This is a genomic window from Pseudomonas sp. Pmew2 (assembly GCF_058129885.1).
Genome location: NZ_CM176702.1, coordinates 5997905 through 6018979, shown reverse-complemented (window position 1 = coordinate 6018979; position 21075 = coordinate 5997905). Strand labels below are relative to the sequence as shown.

Below are 21075 nucleotides of genomic sequence, written 5' to 3'. Positions count from 1 at the left end.
TATCGTCCAGTTACAAATGGGCCACGCGGCAGTACGTTGCCTGCGTAAGGAGATGTAGCAGTTGATGAACAACGTTCAAGCCGCATGACGCGCACCAGTCTCTACGACCGTATCTCTGAACGCCGACTGGCTGACGAAGCACTGGCGCGCGAGGAAACCGAGCGGGCTGCCGCTCAACAGGCGCTCGACATCATTCAGGCGGCTATCCCTGTCCCACAACCCTTGCTCGACGCACCCTGCAGTTTCAATTTTGGCGGGTTCCGCTTCGGCTTTCCGGAAGGGTTCGGGTGCAGCGCGATCGATGCCACCATTCAAGTCGATGGAGAGCCTGTGGTGGTCTCCATTCAGCGCAGCGATGTACCTGAAGAGGCGAACCTTGCCGGGGCGTTCGCCGAAGCGGTCAAAGCACTGCAGCCGTTGTATGGCAATGTCCGAGTCATCCGCCAGTATGAAACGTTACTGGCAGGGAATGCCGCGCTGGCGCTGGACTTCCATTTTCGCGTGGGCTTCGAAGAACGGCATGGACGCTTGATCGGTTCCATCGTACCGGTCGCCGATCAAAACGAACGCCAGTGGCTGAGCGTGGGCTGCGTAATCGACTCAGAAAAAACCGCGCTGAAAACATGGCTGCTGGACTTCGACGTCATGCTTGAAGGTATGACGGCCCCCTGAGCTCTACTTCATCGCTGACAGGACACGTTTTAATGGACTATCCGTTGCAGAGCATCAGCGTCACGTGGCTGATCGGGCCTCCACTACTCGCGGGCTACAGGAGTAATTGCGATGTTTGAGGCAGCCCGGTTACTGGATGAGATCGAACACACCGGTGCACTGACGGGCTTTTTGCTCGGCGCAGTGGTGGGTATCGCGGCAGTGGCATATGTGTCATTCACCTTCGTCACGTGCGGGTTCGGCGGGATTCTACTGGGACTGGCCGTCGGCCTGGCAGGCAACGCCCTTGCAAGTCTTGGGGAGGCCATAGGCAGCGCCTTCAGCTCTCCAGCGGGGCAGATCGAGTCTGCCTCGCCCAACGTCTTCATCAACGGCCGGCCTGCTGCTTTTGCTATCGAGAGCACCGCCGTGTGCGACAAGCACTCACCCATCGTCAAGGTGGCCGAAGGGTCCAGCAACGTCTTCATCAATGGCCTGCCCGCAGCGCGCAAAGGCGACAAACTGACCTGCGGCGCGAAAATCGGCACCGGCTCGCCCAACGTCTTCATCGGCGGAGGTACCCAACGCTACCTGCCGGTGGATGACGAAGTCTCGGCGATGTACCGCTACACCGTGGACATTCTGTTGATCGTGGCGGGCGGGGCCAAGGCCGTCACCAGTATCGCCAAACTGGGTATGCAGGCGGGCCTGAAAGCTGCTGGCCCTTGCGCACTGCGCTTCATGGGCGGTGTCTTTCTGGGGGACGCGATTTTTCGCTTCGGCGTTGCCCCCCTGGCCGAAAAAGTGCTGGGTGGCCTGCACGGCAACCCGGTCGACACCACCACTGGGCGCAAGCTGTTGATCGATGAGTCCGACTTCGGCCTGCCCGGCCTTATGCCCATCGAATGGACGCGCTTCTATGCCAGCGACCTGACTGTCGACAGCGCACTGGGCAAGGGCTGGGTATTGCCCTGGGAACAAAGCCTGCGCCGAAAAGGCAGCTTTCTGTACCTCAGTGACAATCAAGGCCGCAGCGTGCCGTTCGTGACACTGGACTACAACCAGCGCATCTACAACGCACAGGAACAGCTGTATCTGGTGCGTACCGAAGGCGGTCATTACCTGCTGCAAACGCTGGACAACGTTTTCTATTACTTCGGCGAAGTGCCCGACGACAACCAGCCGGTGCCACTGGAACGTATCGAAAACGCCCTCGGCCATTTTCTGCATTTCGTGCGCAGCGAAGACGGCGTTCTGACCGACATCTGCGCCACTGGCGGGCAACGCGTACACCTGCACTACGACGAAGTGACCAGCCGCCTGAGCACCGTCAAGCGCATCGTCGACGACAAAGCCGTTGAAACACTGGTGCGCTATGGCTACGACAGCAACGGCCAGTTGAACAGTGTATACAACCGCAATGGCGATGCCGTGCGCAACTTCAGCTACACCGACGGGCTGATGACCCGCCACGCCAATGCACTGGGGCTCAGTTGCGAGTACCGCTGGGAAACACTCGACGACAAGCCCCGCGTAGTCGAACACTGGACCAGCGACGGCGAGCACTTTCAGTTCGATTATGATTTCGAGGCGCGCCAGACGCGGGTGACGGATGTATTGGGGCGCCGTGCCGAGGTGACCTGGAACAAGGACCGTCGCGTCGTCGCCAGCACTGATTTCGGTGGTGAGCAGTACCGTATCGCGCTGGACGACACCGGCAATATCAACGGTCTGACGCTGCCCGACGGCAATCAACTGGGCTTCGAATACGATGATCTGTCACGCCTCACGGCAGAGACCGACCCGCTGGGCCGAACCACGCGTTATCAACATCACTACAAGACCACGCTGGTCAAACAGATCACCTACCCTGACGGCGCCGTGTGGAAGGCCCGTTATGATGAGCGAGGCAACCTCGTCGCCGAGATCGACGCACTGGGTCACAAGACCGAATACCTCAACGGCGAGGACGGCTTGCCCCATACCATCGTCGACCCGACGCTCAAGTCCAAATACCTGTGGTGGAACAACCTCGCGCAGGTAGAGCGCTTTCAGGACTGCTCGGGCAAAAGCACGTATTACCGTTATGACGAGCGCCATCAACTGGTCGCCGTTACCGATGCCCTGAACAACACCACCACGCTGGAGCGCAAACCCGGCGGCGAAGTGCTGCGCATCGACCACCCGGACGGCACCCGCGAGAGCTTCACCTACAACGCTCACGGTCAGGTTCTGACACACACTGACGGCAAGGACCAGACCACCCATCTGGCCCGCAACGCACGTGGCCTGCCGACCAGACGTCAGGACCCTAAAGGGCTGATGGTCGCCTACCAGTACGACAAAGCCCTGCGCCTTGCGGCGCTGAACAATGAAAACGACGCCACTTACACGTTCGCCTACGATGACTCCGACCGGCTGATCGAAGAAAAACGCATCGACCAGTTGACCCGCCGTTTCAGCTACAACCTTGGCGGGCATCTGACTCAGGTCGAAGAAACCGGCTACGGCGAAAAAGGCGAACGGCCACAGCGCAGCACGTATTTCGAGCGCGACCCGATTGGTCGACTGCTGGCCAGACTCAACAACGACGCCCGACAGGATTTCGCCTACGACGACAACGACCGCCTACTGTCCATTCAACGCACACCCACTGACGGCGGCAGAAAGCTCGGTGTCAGTGCCGAAAAACTGGAGTTTGCCTACGATATTCTGGGGCGTTTAACGCAGGAGACGTCGCTCCAAGGCGCACTGACCTACGACTACGATCCACTCAGCAACCTGACCACGCTGACCCTTCCTACCGGCCAGCACCTGAACCACCTGTATTACGGCAGCGGTCACCTGCATCAACTGAACCTCGATGGCCAGTTGATCAGCGACATGGAGCGCGACGACCTGCACCGCGAGATCTATCGCACGCAGGGCAAACTCACCAGTTGCTTCGGCTATGACGCTCTGGGGCGCAAGGCCTGGCAGTACGCAACCACCCTGCCCGCGGAAAAACTGTCACAGATCCAGAACCCGCTCATAAAACCAGAGCGCTACGTCGAACACGCCTACAACCCGATCCACCGCCGCTACGAATACGACCCGGCCGGCGAACTGAGCCGCACCCTCGACAAACTGCGTGGCGAAGTCACCTACGAATACGAAGCCAACGGCCGCCTGCTTGAACACAACCCCGAAAAACGCTTCGACGGCGAAGAATTCCGCTACGACGCCGCTGGCAACCGCCTCAACTTCAACACCAGCCGCTTCGACCGCGTCAAAGACAACCGTCTCAAGCAATGGAGCAACCACGAATACAAGTACGACGCATGGGGCAACCTGGTCGAGAAAATCGTCGGCATCGTGCGTTGGCAGACCTTCACCTACGACAGCGAAAACCGCCTGGTCAAAACCGAGACCATGGCCAACAGTCAGGTGGAAAGCACCAGCAGCTATCAGTACGACAGCCTGGGCAGGCGCGTTGGCAAACAGTGGGAGATCAAGGGTAAGACCGACCAGAAACGCTTTCTCTGGCAGGGATTGCGGATGTTGCGTGAAGAAAGTCCTGGGCAGAGCAGCCTGTACCTCTACGAACCCGGCAGTTATGCGCCGCTGGCCCGTGTTGATGAGAAAGAGGGCGAGGTAGAGAACAAGGTCTACTACTTCCACACCGACCAGATCGGTACGCCGCTGGAGATGACCGACGCCGAAGGGCAGATCGTCTGGCAGGCCAAATATCGGCCGTGGGGGGCGATTGAGAAGCTGGTGGTGAACGAGGTCGAGCAGAACCTGAGGTTTCAGGGTCAGTATTTCGATGTGGAGACGGGGCTTCACTACAACACGTTTCGGTATTACGATCCGGAGATTGGACGGTTTATTACGCAGGATCCGATTGGGCTGAGTGGGGGGGATAATCTTTATCTGTATGCGCCTAATCCTTATGGGTGGGTTGATCCGTTAGGCTGGTGCGTCAATGCCAGTGTTACCCGAGGCCCCGCAGGACAGCCTTTGCGAGCAACAGCTACGATTACCAAGGCCGACATCAAAAAAGGCGGAACAGCCACAAACGCGTCATCACGGAGCTGGGCGAGAAGCCTTGGAAATCAAAACGATGATGCTGGTCATATAATCGCTAAGCTTCTTGGTGGATCGGGTGGTAAGGATGGGGTGTTTCCGCAGTTATCAGAAGTTAATCGAGGGCTGTTCCGAGACTTCGAAAGAGTCATTGCGAACGAAGTGAAAAATAACGGACCAGTTGACATTGAAATTATTTTCAAATATGCAAATGGTGGCACACGGCCTACTAATATTTATTATGATTTTTACCGTAACGGGAAGTTAATCGATGGCACAGAGTTCAAAAACTAAAAGCGAAACAATTCTCAGCGAGGAAATTGTGGAGAAAACATTTCGTGATTTTTCGACTGCATTGTGCAACTGGGAGCTTTGGTTCTACAAACACAAAAGAGCGATGAGAGATGCAGATGATGATTTACCTGACGCGGATGAACGTGCGCATGCTGAATTACTAGCAATTTTTTCTACTCATGTTACTAGGAAAGGCAGAAACTATGACCGATTAGAAAACCTAGTATGCAGCGCACATCCTGAATATGAATTCGAACACAATTCGGTGAAACTAGAGGCACCCTCACAAAAAAAGGCAACTGTTGTATATAAGAAAAAACACGGTCTAGCACAGACATACAGATTGACTTTCTCGATAGCCGATAACGCATGCAAAATACAGAAGCGCGAATTTAAAGATAATGAAAAATGGAGAAGCACTTATATTTAAACTTTAACCTAGTCAACTATTAAAAGTACCAACTAGCGAAAACTTATCCATTGAACGCTTTTTTTGCGCCATGGATATCGAAAGTGTAAATATTGATCCTGGGTATTAAAAACCAGTTCATTAAAAACCGAATCAGACACCACCACGCTGGAGCGCAAGCCCGGCGGCGAAGTGCTGCGCATCGACCACCCGGACGGCACTCGCGAGAGCTTCACCTACAACGCTCACGGTCAGGTCCTGACACACAATGACGGCAAGGACCAGACCACCCATCTGGCCCGCAACGCACGTGGCCTGACGACCAGACGTCAGGCCCCTAAAGGGCTGATAGTCGCCTACCAGTACGACGCCTCGTGACGCTGAGCAATGAAAGCTACGACGCCCTTGGCCGCAAGACCTGGCAGTACGCAACCACCCTGCCCGCGGAAAAACTGTCACAGATCCAGAACCCGCTCATAAAGCCAGAACGCTACGTCGAGCACGCCTACAACCCGCTCCACCGCCGCTACGAATACGACCCGGCCGGCGAACTGAGCCGCACCCTCGACAAACTGCGCGGCGAGGTCACCTACGAATACGAAGCCAACAGCCGCCTGCTTGAACACAACCCCGAAAAACGCTTCGAAGGCGAAGAATTCCGCTACGACGCCGCTGGCAACCGCCTGAACTTCAACACCAACCGCTTCGACCGCGTCAAAGACAACCGTCTCAAGCAATGGAGCAACCACGAATACAAGTACGACGCGTGGGGCAACCTGGTCGAGAAAATCGTCGGCATCGTCCGCTGGCAAACCTTCACCTACGACAGCGAAAACCGCCTGGTCAAAACCGAGACCATGGCCAACAGCCAAGTGGAAAGCACCAGCAGCTATCAATACGACAGTCTGGGGAGGCGCATTGGCAAACAGTGGGAGATCAAGGGGCAGAAAGACCATCGACTATTTCTCTGGCAAGGCCTTCGCTTGCTGCGTGAAGAAAGCCCGGAACAAAGCAGCTTGTATCTGTATGAGCCTGGCAGCTATGCGCCTTTGGCCCGTGTTGATGAGAAAGAGGGCGAGGCAGAGAACAAGGTCTACTACTTCCACACCGATCAGATCGGTACGCCACTGGAGATGACCGACGCCGAAGGGCAGATCGTCTGGCAGGCCAAATATCGGCCGCGGGGGGCGATTGAGAAGCTGGTGGTGAACGAGGTCGAGCAGAACCTGAGGTTTCAGGGGCAGTATTTCGATGTCGAGACGGGGCTTCACTACAACACGTTTCGGTATTACGATCCTGAGATTGGGCGGTTTATTACGCAGGATCCGATTGGGCTGAGTGGGGGGGGATAATCTCTATCAATATGCACCTAATCCTTATGGGTGGGTTGATCCGTTAGGTCTATGCAATAGATTTTCGGGTGGTGCAAAAAAAATCGGAACGATTACTACCAGAACAACAAAGAACACCACTCGACTAGGTGGTAAGGCTGGTGAGCCGGGAGTGAAAATAACCTATAAAGACGGCACGGAATTCGATATGACCAGTACTCGAGTCAAAGAAACAGAACTTAACCCTTATGTACCTGGAGCAACACGCCCAATACGATATGAGAACCCTCTAGATACTAAAGATATCAAACGAGCTCCTACTCAGCAGGAGTTGGACTGGTTTAACAGCATTAATTGGTAGGTGAAATATGATTGATTCAAAAGTCGGAGAGAGAGTGGTGGTATCTATTCACTCGAAATATGGGCCTTACATTAGAGTATCAACATATGATGACGCAGGCGCATTAGAGGATTTGTTGGACGAGAAATATTTCGTGCTGTATTGGAATATCGACACCCCCTGAGCTGCTCGATGATGGAGGGAATGAATATTATTTTGGGAATGCTGCGGACCCGGTGAAACTACAGTTTATTTTAGACTCAATTATTTTCTGATTTCCAAAAGTGGCGATGTATAGGCAAAATATATCGAGCTGTACGGGTAGAATTTTGCGATATATAAAGATGAGGCCGAATAGCCCGAGTGGATATGTGGTAGAGTATAACGTTGAAAAGGCTATAGTCGTGAATACTTCCGGAAAGTCAACCAGCATTATTAAGGTAAATATTAGAAACTGAATCATGCATACAGCATTCACAAAATGAGATTGCGCTATGACTAATGATTTACTTAATGCCTTTTTGGAGCAGGAGTTTAACGATTCTGTCCGAGAGTTGCTTGCGACTGCTGTGAAGAAGTCTATAAAGCCAGGAGCCCAGCTCGCCATAAGAGGTTTGGAGCTCAACTGTTTCGATATTCTGTTAAACTTTGAGCGTGGAACTGCTACTTTAGGGGATGTCTTATCTTCAGGCACGGATAGTGAACAGGAAATGCCACTGCCGTTTTTTTTGAGGGCTTGTGGCTTAAGTGAGGATTAAGAGATGAAAAAACGGCAGTCAAGTGCTCATTTTAACATCATGAATACCGTATCAAAGCGAGCTCACAGCCCCGATATTAATAATCTTGAAAACCATCACCCAAATGAAAGCTAAAGATATAATAGAAAAAGTCGACTTCAAAACGTACGTTTCTTCGAATCTCTGCGACCCTATCACACGTAAATTAATTAAAAAATCCAAAATATCTGATATTTCATCCTTGCTACCTCCAGAAGTATCTATCTATGATGATCAAAATAAAAACACGTTAAAATTCATTATAGAATTCAGAGCCAGCAACCTGGCAGCCCAAGGGCGCCAACTTAATGGCGCAGACCTATGTGCAGCATCGCTTGAAGCTTCAAAAGATGAGGCATTGCGAAGCTGGGTCCCCTTGGAAATAGAAAATTATCTTGTAATTTTCATAATAAACTCTGAAAGCTTTGAGATTGACGGCTGCATGTCACTAAGATAAAAACCCGAGTTCGACACAACCAAACCCTGTAACAGAGACTGTCAGAAATTTTGTGTTCGGGCATAACATGTAGCTAGAGGTGCATGTATGCCGACCAAAAAGAAGTCCGCCAATGCAACAGCGAGGGAGTTGCCCTCGATTCCCCAAGAGCTGATCGAGCAGTTTGTTAAAGGCCCGATGAGCGCCGAAGCCATTCAAGACGCGTCCATGGCGTTCAAGAAGGCTCTGATCGAGCGTGCGCTAGGCGCCGAGCTGGGTCACCACCTTGGTTACCCTCAGGGCGCGGAGCGCCCTGAGGAGTCGACCAATCAGCGTAATGGCAAAAGCAGCAAGACGGTTCTGACCGACGACGGGCCGCTTCGCCTGGATATCCCCAGAGACCGCGATGGTAGCTTCGCCCCGATCCTGATTCCCAAGCACGAACGACGTTTTACAGGCTTCGACGACAAGATAATTGCCATGTACGCCCGGGGCATGACGGTGCGTGAGATCCGCGCTTTTCTATCTGAGCAGTATGGAACTAACGTGTCCCATGACTTCATCAGCTCAGTCACCGATGCGGTCATGGAAGAGGTGGGCACTTGGCAGCAACGACCCTTGGAACCGATGTATCCGGTGATCTTCTTCGATGCGTTACGGGTCAAAATCCGGGACGAGGGGTTAGTGTGCAACAAGGCTATTTATCTGGCGCTGGGGGTATTACCTGATGGCACGCGCGACATTCTGGGTATATGGATCGAGAGCACCGAGGGTGCCAAGTTTTGGATGAAGGTGTTCAACGACCTCAAGACTCGTGGCGTTGAAGATGTTCTGATCGCCGTCACGGATGGCCTCAAAGGAATACCGGAGGCGTTGGGGGCGGTTTTTCCTGCCACGACGCTGCAAACCTGCATCGTGCATCTGATCCGCAACAGCTTGGACTATGCCGCTTGGGATAAACGTCGGGCACTGGCCAAAGCACTCAAGCCGATCTACCAGGCGATCAATGCAGATGTGGCTGAGCAAGAGCTTAACGCCTTTGAAGCGGGCCCCTGGGGCAAGCAGTATCCGACTGTGGTTGCTGCATGGCGTCGCGCCTGGGATCGGGTTATACCGTTTTTTGTTTTCCCGGCGGGCATCCGCAAAGTGGTTTACACGACCAATGCCATCGAGAGCATCAATGCCCAGTTACGCAAGATCATCAAGACTCGAGGGCACTTCCCGACCGATGAGGCCGCGACGAAACTGATATGGCTTGGGTTGCGCAACATCACCGCCAACTGGGGTCATGCGGCACACGACTGGAAAGTGGCAATGAATCAATTTGCGATCCTGTACGGAGACCGATTTACCAGACCGAGCTGGTAAAACAAGGGCCTGCCTGACGGCAGGCCCTAACCAGCCCGAACACAAAAAAACTGATACTCCCCTGTAACAAGTTACAAACATCAGAACACCCAAAACCATCAAGAAATCAAACAATTTCAAATGCAAGCATCATCATTTGCAAAACATTAGCCAAGGATAGATGCCGTAATTCCGCTGCACATGCCAGTCATAAAACCTGGCCTGTCAGAGTATTCGCGCCTCTTCAAAAAAAAAGCGCCCCAAAGGACGCCTCACTCAATCATCCCCCCTCAAAGCACACTCAACGGATACTCCACAATCACCCTCACCTCATCCAGGTCCGATTCAAACGCCGTGGCCCGAGTCGTTGCCTGGCGCACGCGCAGCGACAGGTCTTTGAGTGACCCGGTCTGCACGATGTATTTCGCTTCGATATCGCGCTCCCAGCGTTTCTGGTCGGTCAGCGGGTTGCCTTGTGCGTCGCGGCGCATGTAGGTGCTGTTGGCGTTGGAGTAGTCGGCGTCGGTGCCTTTGCCGTAGCGGGTCATGAATGACAGGCCGGGCACGTCGAAGGTGGACATGTCGAGGTTGTAGGTGACCATCCACGAGCGCTCTTTGGGTGAGTTGAAGTCGCTGTACTGGATGGAGTTGGCCAGGTAGATGGAGTCGGACTGTCTGAGGTAGTCGAAATCGTCATCACCTTCGTTGCGCTGGTGCGAGAGCGACAGGGTATGCGCGCCGTATTGCAGGGCGACTTTTGCACTCCAGATGTCGTTGTCGAATTCGCCGAGCAGTTTTTTGCCTTCGTCAGTGGCGTTGTAGTAGTTCAGGCTGCTGGTCAGCGACAGGTCGTCAGAGAGCGGCAGCACGTAGGACGCTGAAGCGTATTTCTGATCCCAGGCGTCTTTGAGTCGGCTGGTGTAGAGGCCAAGGCTCAGCCTGTCGGTGGCCTGATAGTCACCGCCGAAGTAGGCAACCCATGGAGAGTCCACGGCACCGCCGTAGAAGGTGACGAAACCGTCGCGCTGGTTGCTGGAAACGGGCTGGCTCATGGAGTGCAGGCGACCGCCTTGCAGGGTCAGGCCGCTGATGCTGTTGTTGACGGCGGTAACGCCGCGAAAGCTTTCCGGCAGCAGTCGGGAGTCGCCGAAGGCAACCACGGGGGTGGAGGGAAAGACATCGCCCACGTTGACGACGGTGTCGAAGGCTCTGGCCTTCAGCGAGCCACCTACCTTGGTGTATTCGTCACGGGCGCGGCCTTCCCCATCGACCGGCAGCACGTCGAACGCGTTGCGGCCGTCACCGGTGTCGAGCTTGATACCGATCATGGCAAATGCATCGACCCCGACGCCGAAGGTGCCTTGAGTAAAACCTGACTGGAATCGCCCGATGATGCCTTGCGCCCACGCTTCGGAGTAACCATTGCCGGTAGGGCTGGATTCGCCGTTGCGGTGGTCGCGGTTCATGTAGAAGTTGCGGTTGAGTACGGTCAGCGTGCTGCCTTCGATGAAGCCTTCTTTCTGCTCTTCAGCGAATACGGCAGCCGGTGCGACACCGGCGAGGGTCGAACACAGGGCCAGTGATAGAGTTTTAAGTTGAGTCATGTGCGCTCCGTCCAATCGGCAGATTGTTATAAACATGTCGATCTGGCTGTTTTTATTAACCCGAGCGCTGCCAGTGGGGCACAATCTTGAAGTGGCGAATATAACGCCGAGGTGACGGAAAGATTACAAATATGAAAGGAAGTGCATTACAGCACGCCGTTGCTCAATAAAATAAAATACGCTTTGACCGGTGTAATCAGACATTCAAGATAGGACGCAGGGCGTCCAGAACGGCATTCCATGGTTCAAGTGCGTTCCTTCTGGCGGCTGTACCGGCCTTTTCGCGAGCAAGCTCGCTCCCACGGGCGCTGGAGCACGGGCGTGATAACGATTTGTGTAGATACGGGAATAAAAAAAGCGCCCCGAAGGACGCTTAAAGATTCGCCCCGACCAAAGGAGCAGGGAGCTACAAAGGGCGAATGGGGGTGCAGCGGGTCGGGCATCAAAGGCATCAGCCTTCGGACTTGGTCGACCGCTCGGCCTTGGCGTTGTCGTCTGTATTGACGTAGCGCTCGGCTTTGTTGCTGCTGTTCTGTTCCTTGAAGCGCAGTTCCTGTGCAAGACGCATCTTGTCAGCCGCTGTGCTTGCGTATTCGTTGCCGTCGTCGGCGAAGGCTGCAGTGGCGGACAAGGCAGCTACGGCGAAAACCATCGACTTGATCAGTTTCATCATCATTACCTCTTTCGGTGTGTAAGGAGTTCCTTAAAAGCGCAGTGCTCGTCAGGGATGAAACAAGCTTACGTCCGGGTAGCTAACAGGAAGGTGAGCAGAGGATGACAATACTGTTAGAAAGCTGACATCTGCGAGATTACCGATTTGTAATGTTTCAGCCACTTTCCGGTTAGTGCGCACTGGGTAAGGTTGAACCACATTCAAACGGAGACAAAAGAAAATGCGCACCGCCAAATCGTTGTTACTTGCTCTGGTCATTCTTTCGCCACTGAGTGCTTACGCTTACACCACTGATGAAGTCAAAGCCACCACAGTGATCAAGGAACACCAGGCCAGCGTGCAGAAATACGCGGCTATCCATAACAAGCCGATGCCGGAGATCAAGGAGTACAAATACGGAATGAAGCTCGACGTCGCCAAGGTCATTCGCAAATCCCCGGATCTGCAAACCTGTAGCGTGATGCCGAAACTGATGACCTACGAGGACTCCAAAGGCAAGTTGAACACCGTGCAGTACCAGGTCCTGAGCGGGTGCAGAAACAGCCAATGATTCTGAACCTGCCAGGGAGGCCACCCACTGTTACATCCCCCATCAGCCCGGACCGTTATCCGGGCTGACTTTTTTGTGTCTACAATGCCCCGCTTCTTGCGCTTTCAAGTCTGCCTCATTCACTGATTCCTGCCTTTTTTGCAACATCACCGCATCGGCGTGGTCAACGCAAACCCCACTGTGTCGTGTCGCGATGTGTCTGGACATGGATCCGGTCCATCAAACACAGGCTCGGTTACGGTGATCGAGACACTGCACTTACGGATTCTGGAATGACGGATGCTTGAACTTGCTGCTGGTTTTATCTGCCTCACTGCGCTGCTGACCTATGTGAACTATCGCTTTATCGGTCTGCCGCCCACCATCGGCGTGATGGTGACCGCGCTGATGTTCTCTTTGCTGCTGCAAGGACTGAGTTTTCTGGGCTATCCCGGTCTGGAAGATCGCGTACAACAGCTGATCGGTCAGATCGACTTCGGCGACCTGCTGATGAACTGGATGCTGTCCTTCCTGCTGTTCGCCGGGGCGCTGCACGTCAACCTTGCCGACCTGAGAAGCTATCGCTGGCCCATCGGCCTGCTGGCAACCTTCGGTGTGCTGATTGCCACCACCGTGATCGGCGCGCTGGCCTACTGGATCTTCGCCCTGTTCGGCTGGCACGTCAGCCCGCTGTACTGCCTGCTGTTTGGTGCGCTGATCTCGCCCACCGACCCGATTGCCGTGCTCGGTGTGTTGCGTACCGCCAACGCCTCCAAACCGCTGAAAACCACCATCGTTGGTGAAAGCCTGTTCAACGATGGCACGGCAGTGGTGGTGTTCACCGTTCTGCTGGGTATCGCGCAGTTGGGCGAGACGCCGACGGTTGGCGAAACCGCCCTGCTGTTCGTCCACGAAGCAGTCGGCGGTGTGCTGTTCGGCGGCCTGATTGGCTATGCCGTGTACCTGATGATCAAAAGCATCGAGCAGTATCAGATCGAAGTCATGCTGACTCTCGCACTGGTGATCGGCGGCTCGGCGATGGCCTCCGAGCTGCATGTGTCAGGCCCTATCGCGATGGTCGTGGCCGGGCTGATCATCGGCAACCTGGGGCGTAATCTGGCGATGAACTACATGACCCGTCGTTACATGGACGGTTTCTGGGAATTGCTGGATGACATGCTCAACGCGTTGCTGTTTGCTTTGATCGGCATGGAGCTGTTGCTGCTGCCGTTCTCTTGGCAGCACCTGATTGCCGCCAGCCTGTTGGCCGCGGCAATTCTGCTGTCGCGCTTTGTCACCGTGGCCCCGGCTATTCTGCTGCTGCGTCGCTGGCGTAAGGTGCCCACGGTACGATCCGCATCCTGACCTGGGGCGGCTTGCGCGGCGGTGTCTCGGTGGCACTGGCGCTGGCCTTGCCCACCGGGCCGGAGCGCGACCTGCTGCTGAGCATCACCTACATCGTGGTGTTGCTGTCGATCCTCTTGCAGGGCCTGACGATCGGTAAGCTGGTGCATGCCGTCACTCGTTCGCCTCAGGCGAAAGAGCCCGCAGAGCATTGATCAGCCGGATGCAGCGGCGCGCCGGTACTCACTGGGCGTCTGCTGCATCTCCACGCGGAAATGCCGGTTGAAGTTGGACAGGTTGGCGTAACCCACTTCAAAGCAGATGTCCGACACCGACATCTCGCTGTGCAGCAGCAACCGGCAAGCCCGCTGAACCCGCAGCTTGCGCATCAGATCAATAAAACAATGCCCGGTGGTGCGTTTGAAGAAGCGCGAAAAGCCCGGATCACTCATGTCCAGCCGTTGCGCGATGACTGACAGGCGAATATCGCTGGTCAATTCAGTCAGTAGATAATCGAACGCCTTGTTGATCCGCTCGGAACTGCGCGCATCCAGGGTCGGGGCGTACCAGGCGCTGGCCAGCAGACGAGCCTCCTGCACAGGTGCCTTCATCAGTGTATTGACCAGTTGTAGAAACAGAATCAGCCGTTCCAGGCCTTGTGCCGGGCCGATCTGCTCCAGCAGTTGCGCAGCCTGCATGGCCGTTTCGCCGGTGAACTCCAACCCGCGACGTGCCTGTTCGAACAGACGCTGCAAATCGCCCAGTTCCGGCAGCGTCTCACGTAGCGCCAGCAACGCCGCGCCATCGAACTGCAACACCACGTCACGCCCGGCCAAGTGCTCGCCGGGGGCCAGATCGCCGATCCAGTCGTGGGGCAGATCGGGACCGATCAGGGCCACATGACCGGCACCGAACTCACCGATGTAATCACCGGCCACCAGCTTGCCACTGCCCTGGCGGATCAGGTGGATTTCAAATTCTGGATGGTGGTTCCAGCGGGCCAGCGAGTAGGGATAGTCGTGCTCGTACCAGCGAAAGCAGTGGTCTGGTTGCGGGAGAATAACCTCAAGCTCGGCAGGACGCTGCTCAAACAAAGCCGCTCGGCTGTCAGGCACTGGATGCCCCTTTTATCGTTATAAATGCTCTATGGACACCTAAACATACGCCCTACGGCTCGGCCAGTGCTAGGGTCTGTTCCCGTTTCACATTGGCAGCCACAGAAAAGCGCAGGCCATTGCTATGACGCTTTCATAGTTTCTCTTGAGTTTGTCGAACCGAGAAGCCGCCGCCCGGAAATGCTTCAACCGGGCAAAGGCGTTTTCTACGAGATGTCGATTGCGATATAACCCTTTGTCCAGATCTGCGTTCCCTTTCAGAGAATTGCGCTTTCGTGGAATCACCACTTTGCTGCCTTGCTGCTCGACCTGAGCGCGTATCGCTTCAGTGTCGTAGCCCTTGTCCGCAATGATCACTTCTGCATTGGGCATCTTGGCAATCAACGAGGCCGCCTGCGAACAATCATTGGTCTGGCCTCCGGTCACGTCAAATGCAATGGGCAGCCCACAAGCGTCTACAGCCAGGTGAATCTTGCTGGTGTTACCGGCTCGGCTTTTTCCGATGGCCTGGTCCTGCGTGCTGGCAGCACCTGCACTGTGCTGATGAGCCTTTACATAACTGCCATCAATGAAAACCCACTCCATGTCAGGATCGGTCATCAGCACCTCAAGCACCTTGACCCACTTGCCTGAAGCAGACCAGGCATTGAACCGCTTGTAGACCTTGCTCCAGTTTCCAAACGCTTTCGGCAGGTCTCGCCAAGGGCAACCCACACGCATGCGGTACAGCATGCCTTCAACCGTGGTGCGCAAATCTCGCTTGTTGTAGATCGATTCGTGCAGCAAAATTTCTCGAAGCTTCGGCCAGTGCTCATCACTGAGCATTAATCGGGGCATTGCAGGCTCGTATTGGTGTTGTGTGAGAACTCCAACAATACGGGCCTGTTCTCATAGAGATCAATGGGTTACGTCGAAACGGGAACAGACCCTAGCTCACAATTAATCCGCTACTGGTACTTTTTTGCTTTCAGAGCGCCGCGTGGCAAGCGGTTAAAAAAGTATCAGCCGATCGTTCGCCGTGCGTTTGTTCAGGCCGCAACAGGCTGCTGTAATCGAGCCGTCCACCATGGTGATTCAGCCGTGGCCAACAACAAAAACAATGACTCCCGCCAGACAAGGCGCGGGGTGGAGAGCCCTGAGATGAACATCCGCAAAGCGCTTTTCCTGTCAGCGGGCGTGTCCGTCGCCCTCAGCAGCATGGCAGCGCAGGCCGCCGAGACCGTGACCATCGCTACCGTGAACAACGGCGACATGATCCGCATGCAGCGCCTGTCGAAAATCTTCGAACAGCAGCATCCTGATATCAAACTCAATTGGGTAGTGCTCGAAGAAAACGTCCTGCGCCAGCGCCTGACCACCGACATCGCCACGCAGGGCGGCCAGTTCGACGTGCTGACCATCGGCACCTACGAAACGCCACTGTGGGGTGCCAAGCAATGGCTGGAACCAATCACCGGCCTTGCGCCCGAGTACGAACTGGAAGACATATTTCCCTCGGTGCGCCAGGGTTTGTCGGTCAAGGACACGCTCTATGCCCTGCCCTTTTATGGCGAAAGCACGATCACCTATTACCGCACCGACCTGTTCAAGCAGGCAGGTCTGAGCATGCCGCAGCAGCCAACCTGGACCCAAATGGGTGAGTTCGCGGCGAAGCTGCATCAACCCGACAAGGGCGTTTACGGCATGTGCCTGCGCGGCAAGGCCGGTTGGGGCGAGAACATCGCGCTGCTGAGCACCATGGCCAACGCGTTTGGCGCGCGCTGGTTCGATGAGCAATGGAAGCCCGAACTGACCAGTCCGGAATGGAGCAAAGCGGCGAATTTCTACGTCGATACGCTGAAAAAGTACGGCCCGCCGGGCGTGTCGAGCAACGGTTTCAACGAAACCCTCGCGCTGTTCAACAGCGGCAAATGCGCCTTGTGGGTCGACGCCAGCGTGGCCGGCTCCTTCACGACGGACAAGGAACAGAGCAAGGTGGTCGACAGCGTCGGCTTTGCGCCTGCGCCGGTTGAAGTGACTGACAAGGGCTCTTCGTGGCTCTACGCCTGGTCGCTGGCGATACCGGCCACCTCAAAGCACAAGGACGCGGCCAAGACGTTCATCACCTGGGCGACGTCCAAAGCCTATATCCAGCTGGTCGCCGAGAAAGACGGCATCAGTAATGTGCCGCCTGGCACACGCGCCTCCACCTACAGCGAGGCTTACCTGAAAGCTGCGCCATTCGCCAAGGTCACGCTGCAGATGATGCAACACGCCGACCCGGCGCACCCCTCGGCCAAGCCTGTGCCCTACGTTGGTATCCAGTACGTGACCATTCCCGAGTTCCAGGCCATTGGCACGTCGGTCGGCAAGCTGTTCTCCGCTGCCGTGACCGGCCAGACCACCACTGAACAGGCGCTCAGCGCTGCACAGGCCGTCACCGAACGCGAGATGAAACGCGCCGGTTATCCGAAGTAAAGCTGCGGCCCTCAACTGTATTGGACGGATAATGAACCCATGAAACGACTTGAAGGTAAAAGCGCGCTGATCACCGGATCGGCGCGAGGCATCGGGCGGGCGTTTGCCCAGGCATATATCCAGGAAGGTGCTCGTGTAGCCATTGCCGATATCAATCTGCAACGCGCACAGGCCACGGCGAACGAGCTGGGGCCCAACGCCTACGCGGTCAGCATGGACGTGACGGATCAGACGTCCATCGATCAGGCCATCGCCGCCGTGGTCGCACAGACCGGCAAGCTGGATATCCTCATCAATAACGCCGCGCTGTTTGATCTGGCACCAATTGTCGATATCACCCGCGACAGTTACGAGCGGCTGTTTTCGATCAACGTCGCGGGCACCCTGTTCACTTTGCAGGCAGCAGCCAGGCAAATGATTGCCCAGGGGCACGGCGGCAAGATCATCAACATGGCCAGCCAGGCCGGTCGGCGTAGCGAGGCGCTGGTGGCGGTGTACTGCGCGACCAAGGCCGCGGTGATCAGCCTGACCCAATCGGCCGGGCTGGACCTTATCAGGCACGGTATCAACGTCAACGCCATCGCACCGGGCGTGGTCGATGGCGAACACTGGGATGGCGTGGATGCGATGTTCGCCCGCTATGAAAACCGCCCGCTGGGCGAGAAGAAGAAACTGGTCGGCGAACAGGTGCCATACGGACGCATGGGCACGGCGGACGACCTGACCGGCATGGCGATTTTCCTTGCTTCGCCGGACAGTGAATACGTGGTCGCGCAGACCTATAACGTCGATGGTGGCAACTGGATGAGCTGAGGTGTGTCGGCTTCAAAGATGAGCAAGTCCGTGCAAAAAGGCCCGTCGCTGCTTCCATTGCCGGAGCGATTGGCTAAGATGCGCGGACCGCCTGTTGTCTTGGCGGCTCATCAAGGAGCACGAATGTCCACTGAAGAGGAGATCGCCATTTCCGGCGGTACACCTATGATCCCCGATCAGCGCCGGGAGCTGATGCTGCGTCAATTGCGCAAGCATCAGGTACTCAGCGTTCATCAGTTGATGGAGATGTTCGACTGCTCGCACATGACCATCCGCCGCGATATCGCCCAGCTGGAACAGGAAGGCCGGGCCTATTCAGTCACCGGTGGCGTGCGTATCGCCAGCCAGGTGCACAGCGAGCCCAGCCATCAGTCCAAGGCGGTTATAGAGCTGCCGCACAAACAGGGCATGGCGAGGCTCGCGGCGGGTTTGCTGCACCCGGACATGACGATCTATCTGGACGCAGGCACCAGCACACTCGAAATCGTCCCTCATATCATCGCGCTGTCAGGCATGACTGTGGTCACCAATGATTTCGGCGTAGTCAACGCGCTGGCCGACGCTGCGCATGTGGATGTGATTCACACCGGCGGGCTGCTCGATCACCCGAACCGCTCCAGCGTAGGCGGGCTGGCGGCAGCGACGTTGCGGCAACTGGCGACCGATGTGGCCTTCATGTCGACCAGTTCGTGGGACCTGCAACGCGGCACGACTACACCGTCGGCGCTGAAAGTCGAGGTCAAACAGGCCGCCATGCAGTCAGCCTCGCAAACCGTATTGGTCGCGACCAGCTCGAAATACGGCACCTTCGGCATGTACAAGGTGGCCGGGCTCGAGCAGTTCGACACCATCATCACCGATGCCGCGCTTGCTGAAGCCGCAGCGGATGGTATCCGTAAGCAACGTATCGAATTGTTGCTGGCCCCGGTGGGTGGCAAGCGCTAGACACTTGATACCCGCCCTGAGCTTCAGCCGGTTGCGTGTCCCGATAATCCATCAGGCATAAAAAACCCCGGTCTCTCGACCGGGGTTTTTTATTCAGCGCGGGCTAAGTATCAAGCCTTGGCTTTCTTGGCAGCGCGGGTACGCTCGCTTTCGTCCAGGATCTTCTTGCGAAGACGGATGGACTTCGGCGTTACTTCGCACAGCTCGTCGTCCTGGATGAATTCCAGAGCCTGTTCAAGGGTGAACTTGACAGGTGGAACCAGGGCGATGGTTTCGTCTTTGCCCGAAGCACGCATGTTGTCGAGCTTCTTGCCTTTGGTAGGGTTCACACCCAGGTCGTTGTCGCGGCTGTTCAGACCAACGATCTGACCACCGTAGATTTCCTGACCGTGCTCGACGAACAGCTTGCCGCGCGCTTGCAGGGTTTCCAGGGAGTAGGTCAGCGCCTTGCCGGTTTCAACCGAAACCAGAACGCCGTTCTGACGGCCGGACATGTCGCCGGACTTCATCACGTCGTAACGGTCGAAGATCGAGGTCAGGATGCCAGCACCGGAGGTGAGGGTCAGGAACTCGTTACGGAAACCGATCAGGCCGCGGGCCGGGATGTTGTACTCGAGGCGAACACGGCCCTTGCCATCCGGAACCATGTTGGTCAGGTCGCCTTTACGCAGACCCATTTGCTCCATGATCGCGCCCTGGGATTCTTCCGGCAGGTCGATGGTCACGTTTTCGTACGGTTCGTGCTTCACGTCGCCTACGCGACGGATGATCACTTCCGGACGACCAACACCCATTTCGAAGCCTTCGCGACGCATGGTTTCGATCAGTACCGAGAGGTGCAGCTCACCACGGCCGGAGACTTTGAACTTGTCGGCGGTGTCGCCTTCTTCAACGCGCAGGGCAACGTTGTACAGCAGTTCCTTGTCCAGACGTTCCTTGATGTTACGGCTGGTGACGAACTTGCCTTCCTTGCCGCAGAACGGCGAATCGTTAACCTGGAAGGTCATCGAAACGGTAGGTTCGTCAACGGTCAGCGGCTTCATCGCTTCGACATTCAGTGGGTCGCACAGGGTGTCGGAGATGAACAGCTGGTCGAAGCCGCTGATGCAGACGATGTCGCCGGCAGCTGCTTCTTCAACGTCCACACGGTGCAGACCGTGGTGACCCATCAGCTTCAGGATACGACCGTTACGCTTCTTGCCTTCGGCATCGATGGCAACAACCGGAGTGTTTGGCTTGACGCGACCGCGAGCGATACGGCCAACACCGATGACGCCCAGGAAGCTGTTGTAGTCCAGAGCCGAGATCTGCATCTGGAAAGGACCGTCACGGTCAACTTTTGGCGCAGGAACGTGATCGACGATCGACTGGTACAGCGGAGTCATGTCTTCAGCCATGTCGGTGTGTTCCAGACCGGCAATGCCGTTCAGGGCCGAGGCGTAGACGACTTTGAAGTCCAGCTGTTCTTCGGTGGCACCCAGGTTGTCGAACAGGTCGAAGATCTGGTCCAGAACCCAGTCCGGACGCGCGCCTGGACGGTCAACCTTGTTGATGACCACGATTGGACGCAGGCCGGCTTCGAAAGCCTTCTTGGTCACAAAACGGGTTTGCGGCATAGGGCCGTCCTGGGCATCAACCAGCAGCAGTACGGAGTCGACCATCGACATCACGCGCTCTACTTCACCACCGAAGTCGGCGTGGCCCGGGGTGTCCACGATGTTGATGTGGTAGCCATTCCAGTTGATCGCGGTGTTCTTCGCGAGAATGGTAATACCGCGCTCTTTTTCCTGGTCGTTGGAGTCCATCACGCGCTCGTCGTTGAGCTCGTTGCGCTCAAGGGTGCCGGACTGGCGCAGGAGTTTGTCTACCAGGGTGGTCTTACCATGGTCAACGTGAGCAATGATGGCGATGTTGCGTAGATTTTCGATCACTTGTGTATCTCGATC

At 55.9% G+C, this 21075-nt stretch carries 15 protein-coding genes and 2 pseudogenes; 12 read left to right on the top strand and 5 right to left on the bottom strand.

Annotated features, from left to right (window positions below):
• Window positions 1–84 precede the first annotated feature (84 nt).
• The 7 genes and pseudogenes from AC4ANK_RS27765 (at window position 85) to AC4ANK_RS27735 (ending at window position 9670) form a co-directional block, all read left to right on the top strand.
• Window positions 85–672 carry a hypothetical protein gene (locus AC4ANK_RS27765; RefSeq protein WP_002555708.1) on the top strand — a complete coding sequence of 196 codons (588 nt, stop codon included), beginning with the start codon at window positions 85–87 and terminating at the stop codon, window positions 670–672.
• A gap of 111 nt (window positions 673–783) precedes the next feature.
• On the top strand, window positions 784–5010 hold the full coding sequence (locus AC4ANK_RS27760) for an RHS repeat-associated core domain-containing protein (protein ID WP_460383809.1): 4227 nt from the start codon (window positions 784–786) through the stop codon (window positions 5008–5010).
• Complete coding sequence (locus AC4ANK_RS27755; RefSeq protein WP_080718958.1) at window positions 4988–5440, top strand: NTF2 fold immunity protein; 453 nt, start codon at window positions 4988–4990, stop codon at window positions 5438–5440. The genes AC4ANK_RS27760 and AC4ANK_RS27755 overlap by 23 nt, the downstream gene beginning before the upstream one ends.
• A gap of 132 nt (window positions 5441–5572) precedes the next feature.
• A pseudogene (locus AC4ANK_RS27750) lies at window positions 5573–7111 on the top strand (RHS repeat domain-containing protein); the annotation flags it as partial.
• Window positions 7112–7584: 473 nt separating this feature from the next.
• The gene (locus AC4ANK_RS27745; protein WP_057431362.1) at window positions 7585–7848 is read left to right on the top strand and encodes a hypothetical protein; all 264 of its coding nucleotides are present in this window, start codon (window positions 7585–7587) and stop codon (window positions 7846–7848) included.
• An 85-nt stretch (window positions 7849–7933) separates the two neighbouring features.
• Window positions 7934–8323: a hypothetical protein gene (locus tag AC4ANK_RS27740; RefSeq protein WP_169790068.1), complete on the top strand. Its 390-nt coding sequence runs from the start codon at window positions 7934–7936 to the stop codon at window positions 8321–8323.
• An 87-nt stretch (window positions 8324–8410) separates the two neighbouring features.
• Window positions 8411–9670: an IS256-like element ISPsy17 family transposase gene (locus AC4ANK_RS27735; RefSeq protein ID WP_054082596.1), complete on the top strand. Its 1260-nt coding sequence runs from the start codon at window positions 8411–8413 to the stop codon at window positions 9668–9670.
• A 269-nt stretch (window positions 9671–9939) separates the two neighbouring features.
• On the opposite strand, the gene AC4ANK_RS27730 is transcribed toward AC4ANK_RS27735, so the two are convergent.
• Complete coding sequence (locus AC4ANK_RS27730) at window positions 9940–11253, bottom strand: OprD family porin (RefSeq protein ID WP_044423795.1); 1314 nt, start codon at window positions 11251–11253, stop codon at window positions 9940–9942.
• Between the two features lie 451 nt (window positions 11254–11704).
• On the bottom strand, window positions 11705–11929 hold the full coding sequence (locus AC4ANK_RS27725) for a hypothetical protein (protein WP_004663296.1): 225 nt from the start codon (window positions 11927–11929) through the stop codon (window positions 11705–11707).
• Between the two features lie 217 nt (window positions 11930–12146).
• Here AC4ANK_RS27725 and AC4ANK_RS27720 point away from each other — a divergent pair, with 217 nt between their 5' ends.
• Window positions 12147–12476, top strand: a complete 330-nt coding sequence (locus AC4ANK_RS27720) for a DUF2790 domain-containing protein (RefSeq protein ID WP_004663292.1) — start codon at window positions 12147–12149, stop codon at window positions 12474–12476.
• A gap of 279 nt (window positions 12477–12755) precedes the next feature.
• Window positions 12756–14014 (top strand): annotated as a pseudogene (locus AC4ANK_RS27715) (cation:proton antiporter).
• Here AC4ANK_RS27715 and AC4ANK_RS27710 read toward each other — a convergent pair.
• Both AC4ANK_RS27710 and AC4ANK_RS27705 read right to left on the bottom strand, forming a co-directional pair.
• Window positions 14015–14914 (bottom strand): AraC family transcriptional regulator, encoded by a 900-nt coding sequence (locus tag AC4ANK_RS27710; protein WP_054072679.1) that lies wholly within the window; start codon window positions 14912–14914, stop codon window positions 14015–14017.
• A gap of 87 nt (window positions 14915–15001) precedes the next feature.
• The gene (locus tag AC4ANK_RS27705; protein ID WP_460382697.1) at window positions 15002–15751 is read right to left on the bottom strand and encodes an IS5 family transposase; all 750 of its coding nucleotides are present in this window, start codon (window positions 15749–15751) and stop codon (window positions 15002–15004) included.
• Between the two features lie 303 nt (window positions 15752–16054).
• Between AC4ANK_RS27705 and AC4ANK_RS27700 the strand changes: the two genes are divergently transcribed.
• The 3 genes from AC4ANK_RS27700 (at window position 16055) to AC4ANK_RS27690 (ending at window position 19129) form a co-directional block, all read left to right on the top strand.
• The gene (locus AC4ANK_RS27700; protein ID WP_002555711.1) at window positions 16055–17371 is read left to right on the top strand and encodes an ABC transporter substrate-binding protein; all 1317 of its coding nucleotides are present in this window, start codon (window positions 16055–16057) and stop codon (window positions 17369–17371) included.
• Window positions 17372–17410: 39 nt separating this feature from the next.
• Window positions 17411–18184, top strand: a complete 774-nt coding sequence (locus tag AC4ANK_RS27695; protein ID WP_460383804.1) for an L-iditol 2-dehydrogenase — start codon at window positions 17411–17413, stop codon at window positions 18182–18184.
• A gap of 123 nt (window positions 18185–18307) precedes the next feature.
• Window positions 18308–19129: a DeoR/GlpR family DNA-binding transcription regulator gene (locus AC4ANK_RS27690; protein ID WP_002555713.1), complete on the top strand. Its 822-nt coding sequence runs from the start codon at window positions 18308–18310 to the stop codon at window positions 19127–19129.
• 110 nt (window positions 19130–19239) lie between these two features.
• Here AC4ANK_RS27690 and typA read toward each other — a convergent pair whose 3' ends face one another.
• A complete protein-coding gene (typA, locus tag AC4ANK_RS27685; RefSeq protein WP_002555714.1) occupies window positions 19240–21060 on the bottom strand; it encodes a translational GTPase TypA in 1821 nt (606 codons plus the stop codon).
• Between the last annotated feature and the right edge of the window lie 15 nt (window positions 21061–21075).

Bases quoted from the DNA above. Each gene is read 5' to 3' on its own strand.
- AC4ANK_RS27745 (WP_057431362.1), top strand. From the start codon at position 7,585: ATGACTAATGATTTACTTAATGCCTTTTTGGAGCAGGAGTTTAACGAT.
- AC4ANK_RS27730 (WP_044423795.1), bottom strand. From the start codon at position 11,253: ATGACTCAACTTAAAACTCTATCACTGGCCCTGTGTTCGACCCTCGCC.
- AC4ANK_RS27700 (WP_002555711.1), top strand. From the start codon at position 16,055: ATGAACATCCGCAAAGCGCTTTTCCTGTCAGCGGGCGTGTCCGTCGCC.
- AC4ANK_RS27725 (WP_004663296.1), bottom strand. From the start codon at position 11,929: ATGATGATGAAACTGATCAAGTCGATGGTTTTCGCCGTAGCTGCCTTG.
- AC4ANK_RS27765 (WP_002555708.1), top strand. From the start codon at position 85: ATGACGCGCACCAGTCTCTACGACCGTATCTCTGAACGCCGACTGGCT.
- AC4ANK_RS27735 (WP_054082596.1), top strand. From the start codon at position 8,411: ATGCCGACCAAAAAGAAGTCCGCCAATGCAACAGCGAGGGAGTTGCCC.
- AC4ANK_RS27760 (WP_460383809.1), top strand. From the start codon at position 784: ATGTTTGAGGCAGCCCGGTTACTGGATGAGATCGAACACACCGGTGCA.
- AC4ANK_RS27755 (WP_080718958.1), top strand. From the start codon at position 4,988: ATGGCACAGAGTTCAAAAACTAAAAGCGAAACAATTCTCAGCGAGGAA.
- AC4ANK_RS27720 (WP_004663292.1), top strand. From the start codon at position 12,147: ATGCGCACCGCCAAATCGTTGTTACTTGCTCTGGTCATTCTTTCGCCA.
- AC4ANK_RS27705 (WP_460382697.1), bottom strand. From the start codon at position 15,751: ATGCCCCGATTAATGCTCAGTGATGAGCACTGGCCGAAGCTTCGAGAA.
- AC4ANK_RS27695 (WP_460383804.1), top strand. From the start codon at position 17,411: ATGAAACGACTTGAAGGTAAAAGCGCGCTGATCACCGGATCGGCGCGA.
- AC4ANK_RS27690 (WP_002555713.1), top strand. From the start codon at position 18,308: ATGTCCACTGAAGAGGAGATCGCCATTTCCGGCGGTACACCTATGATC.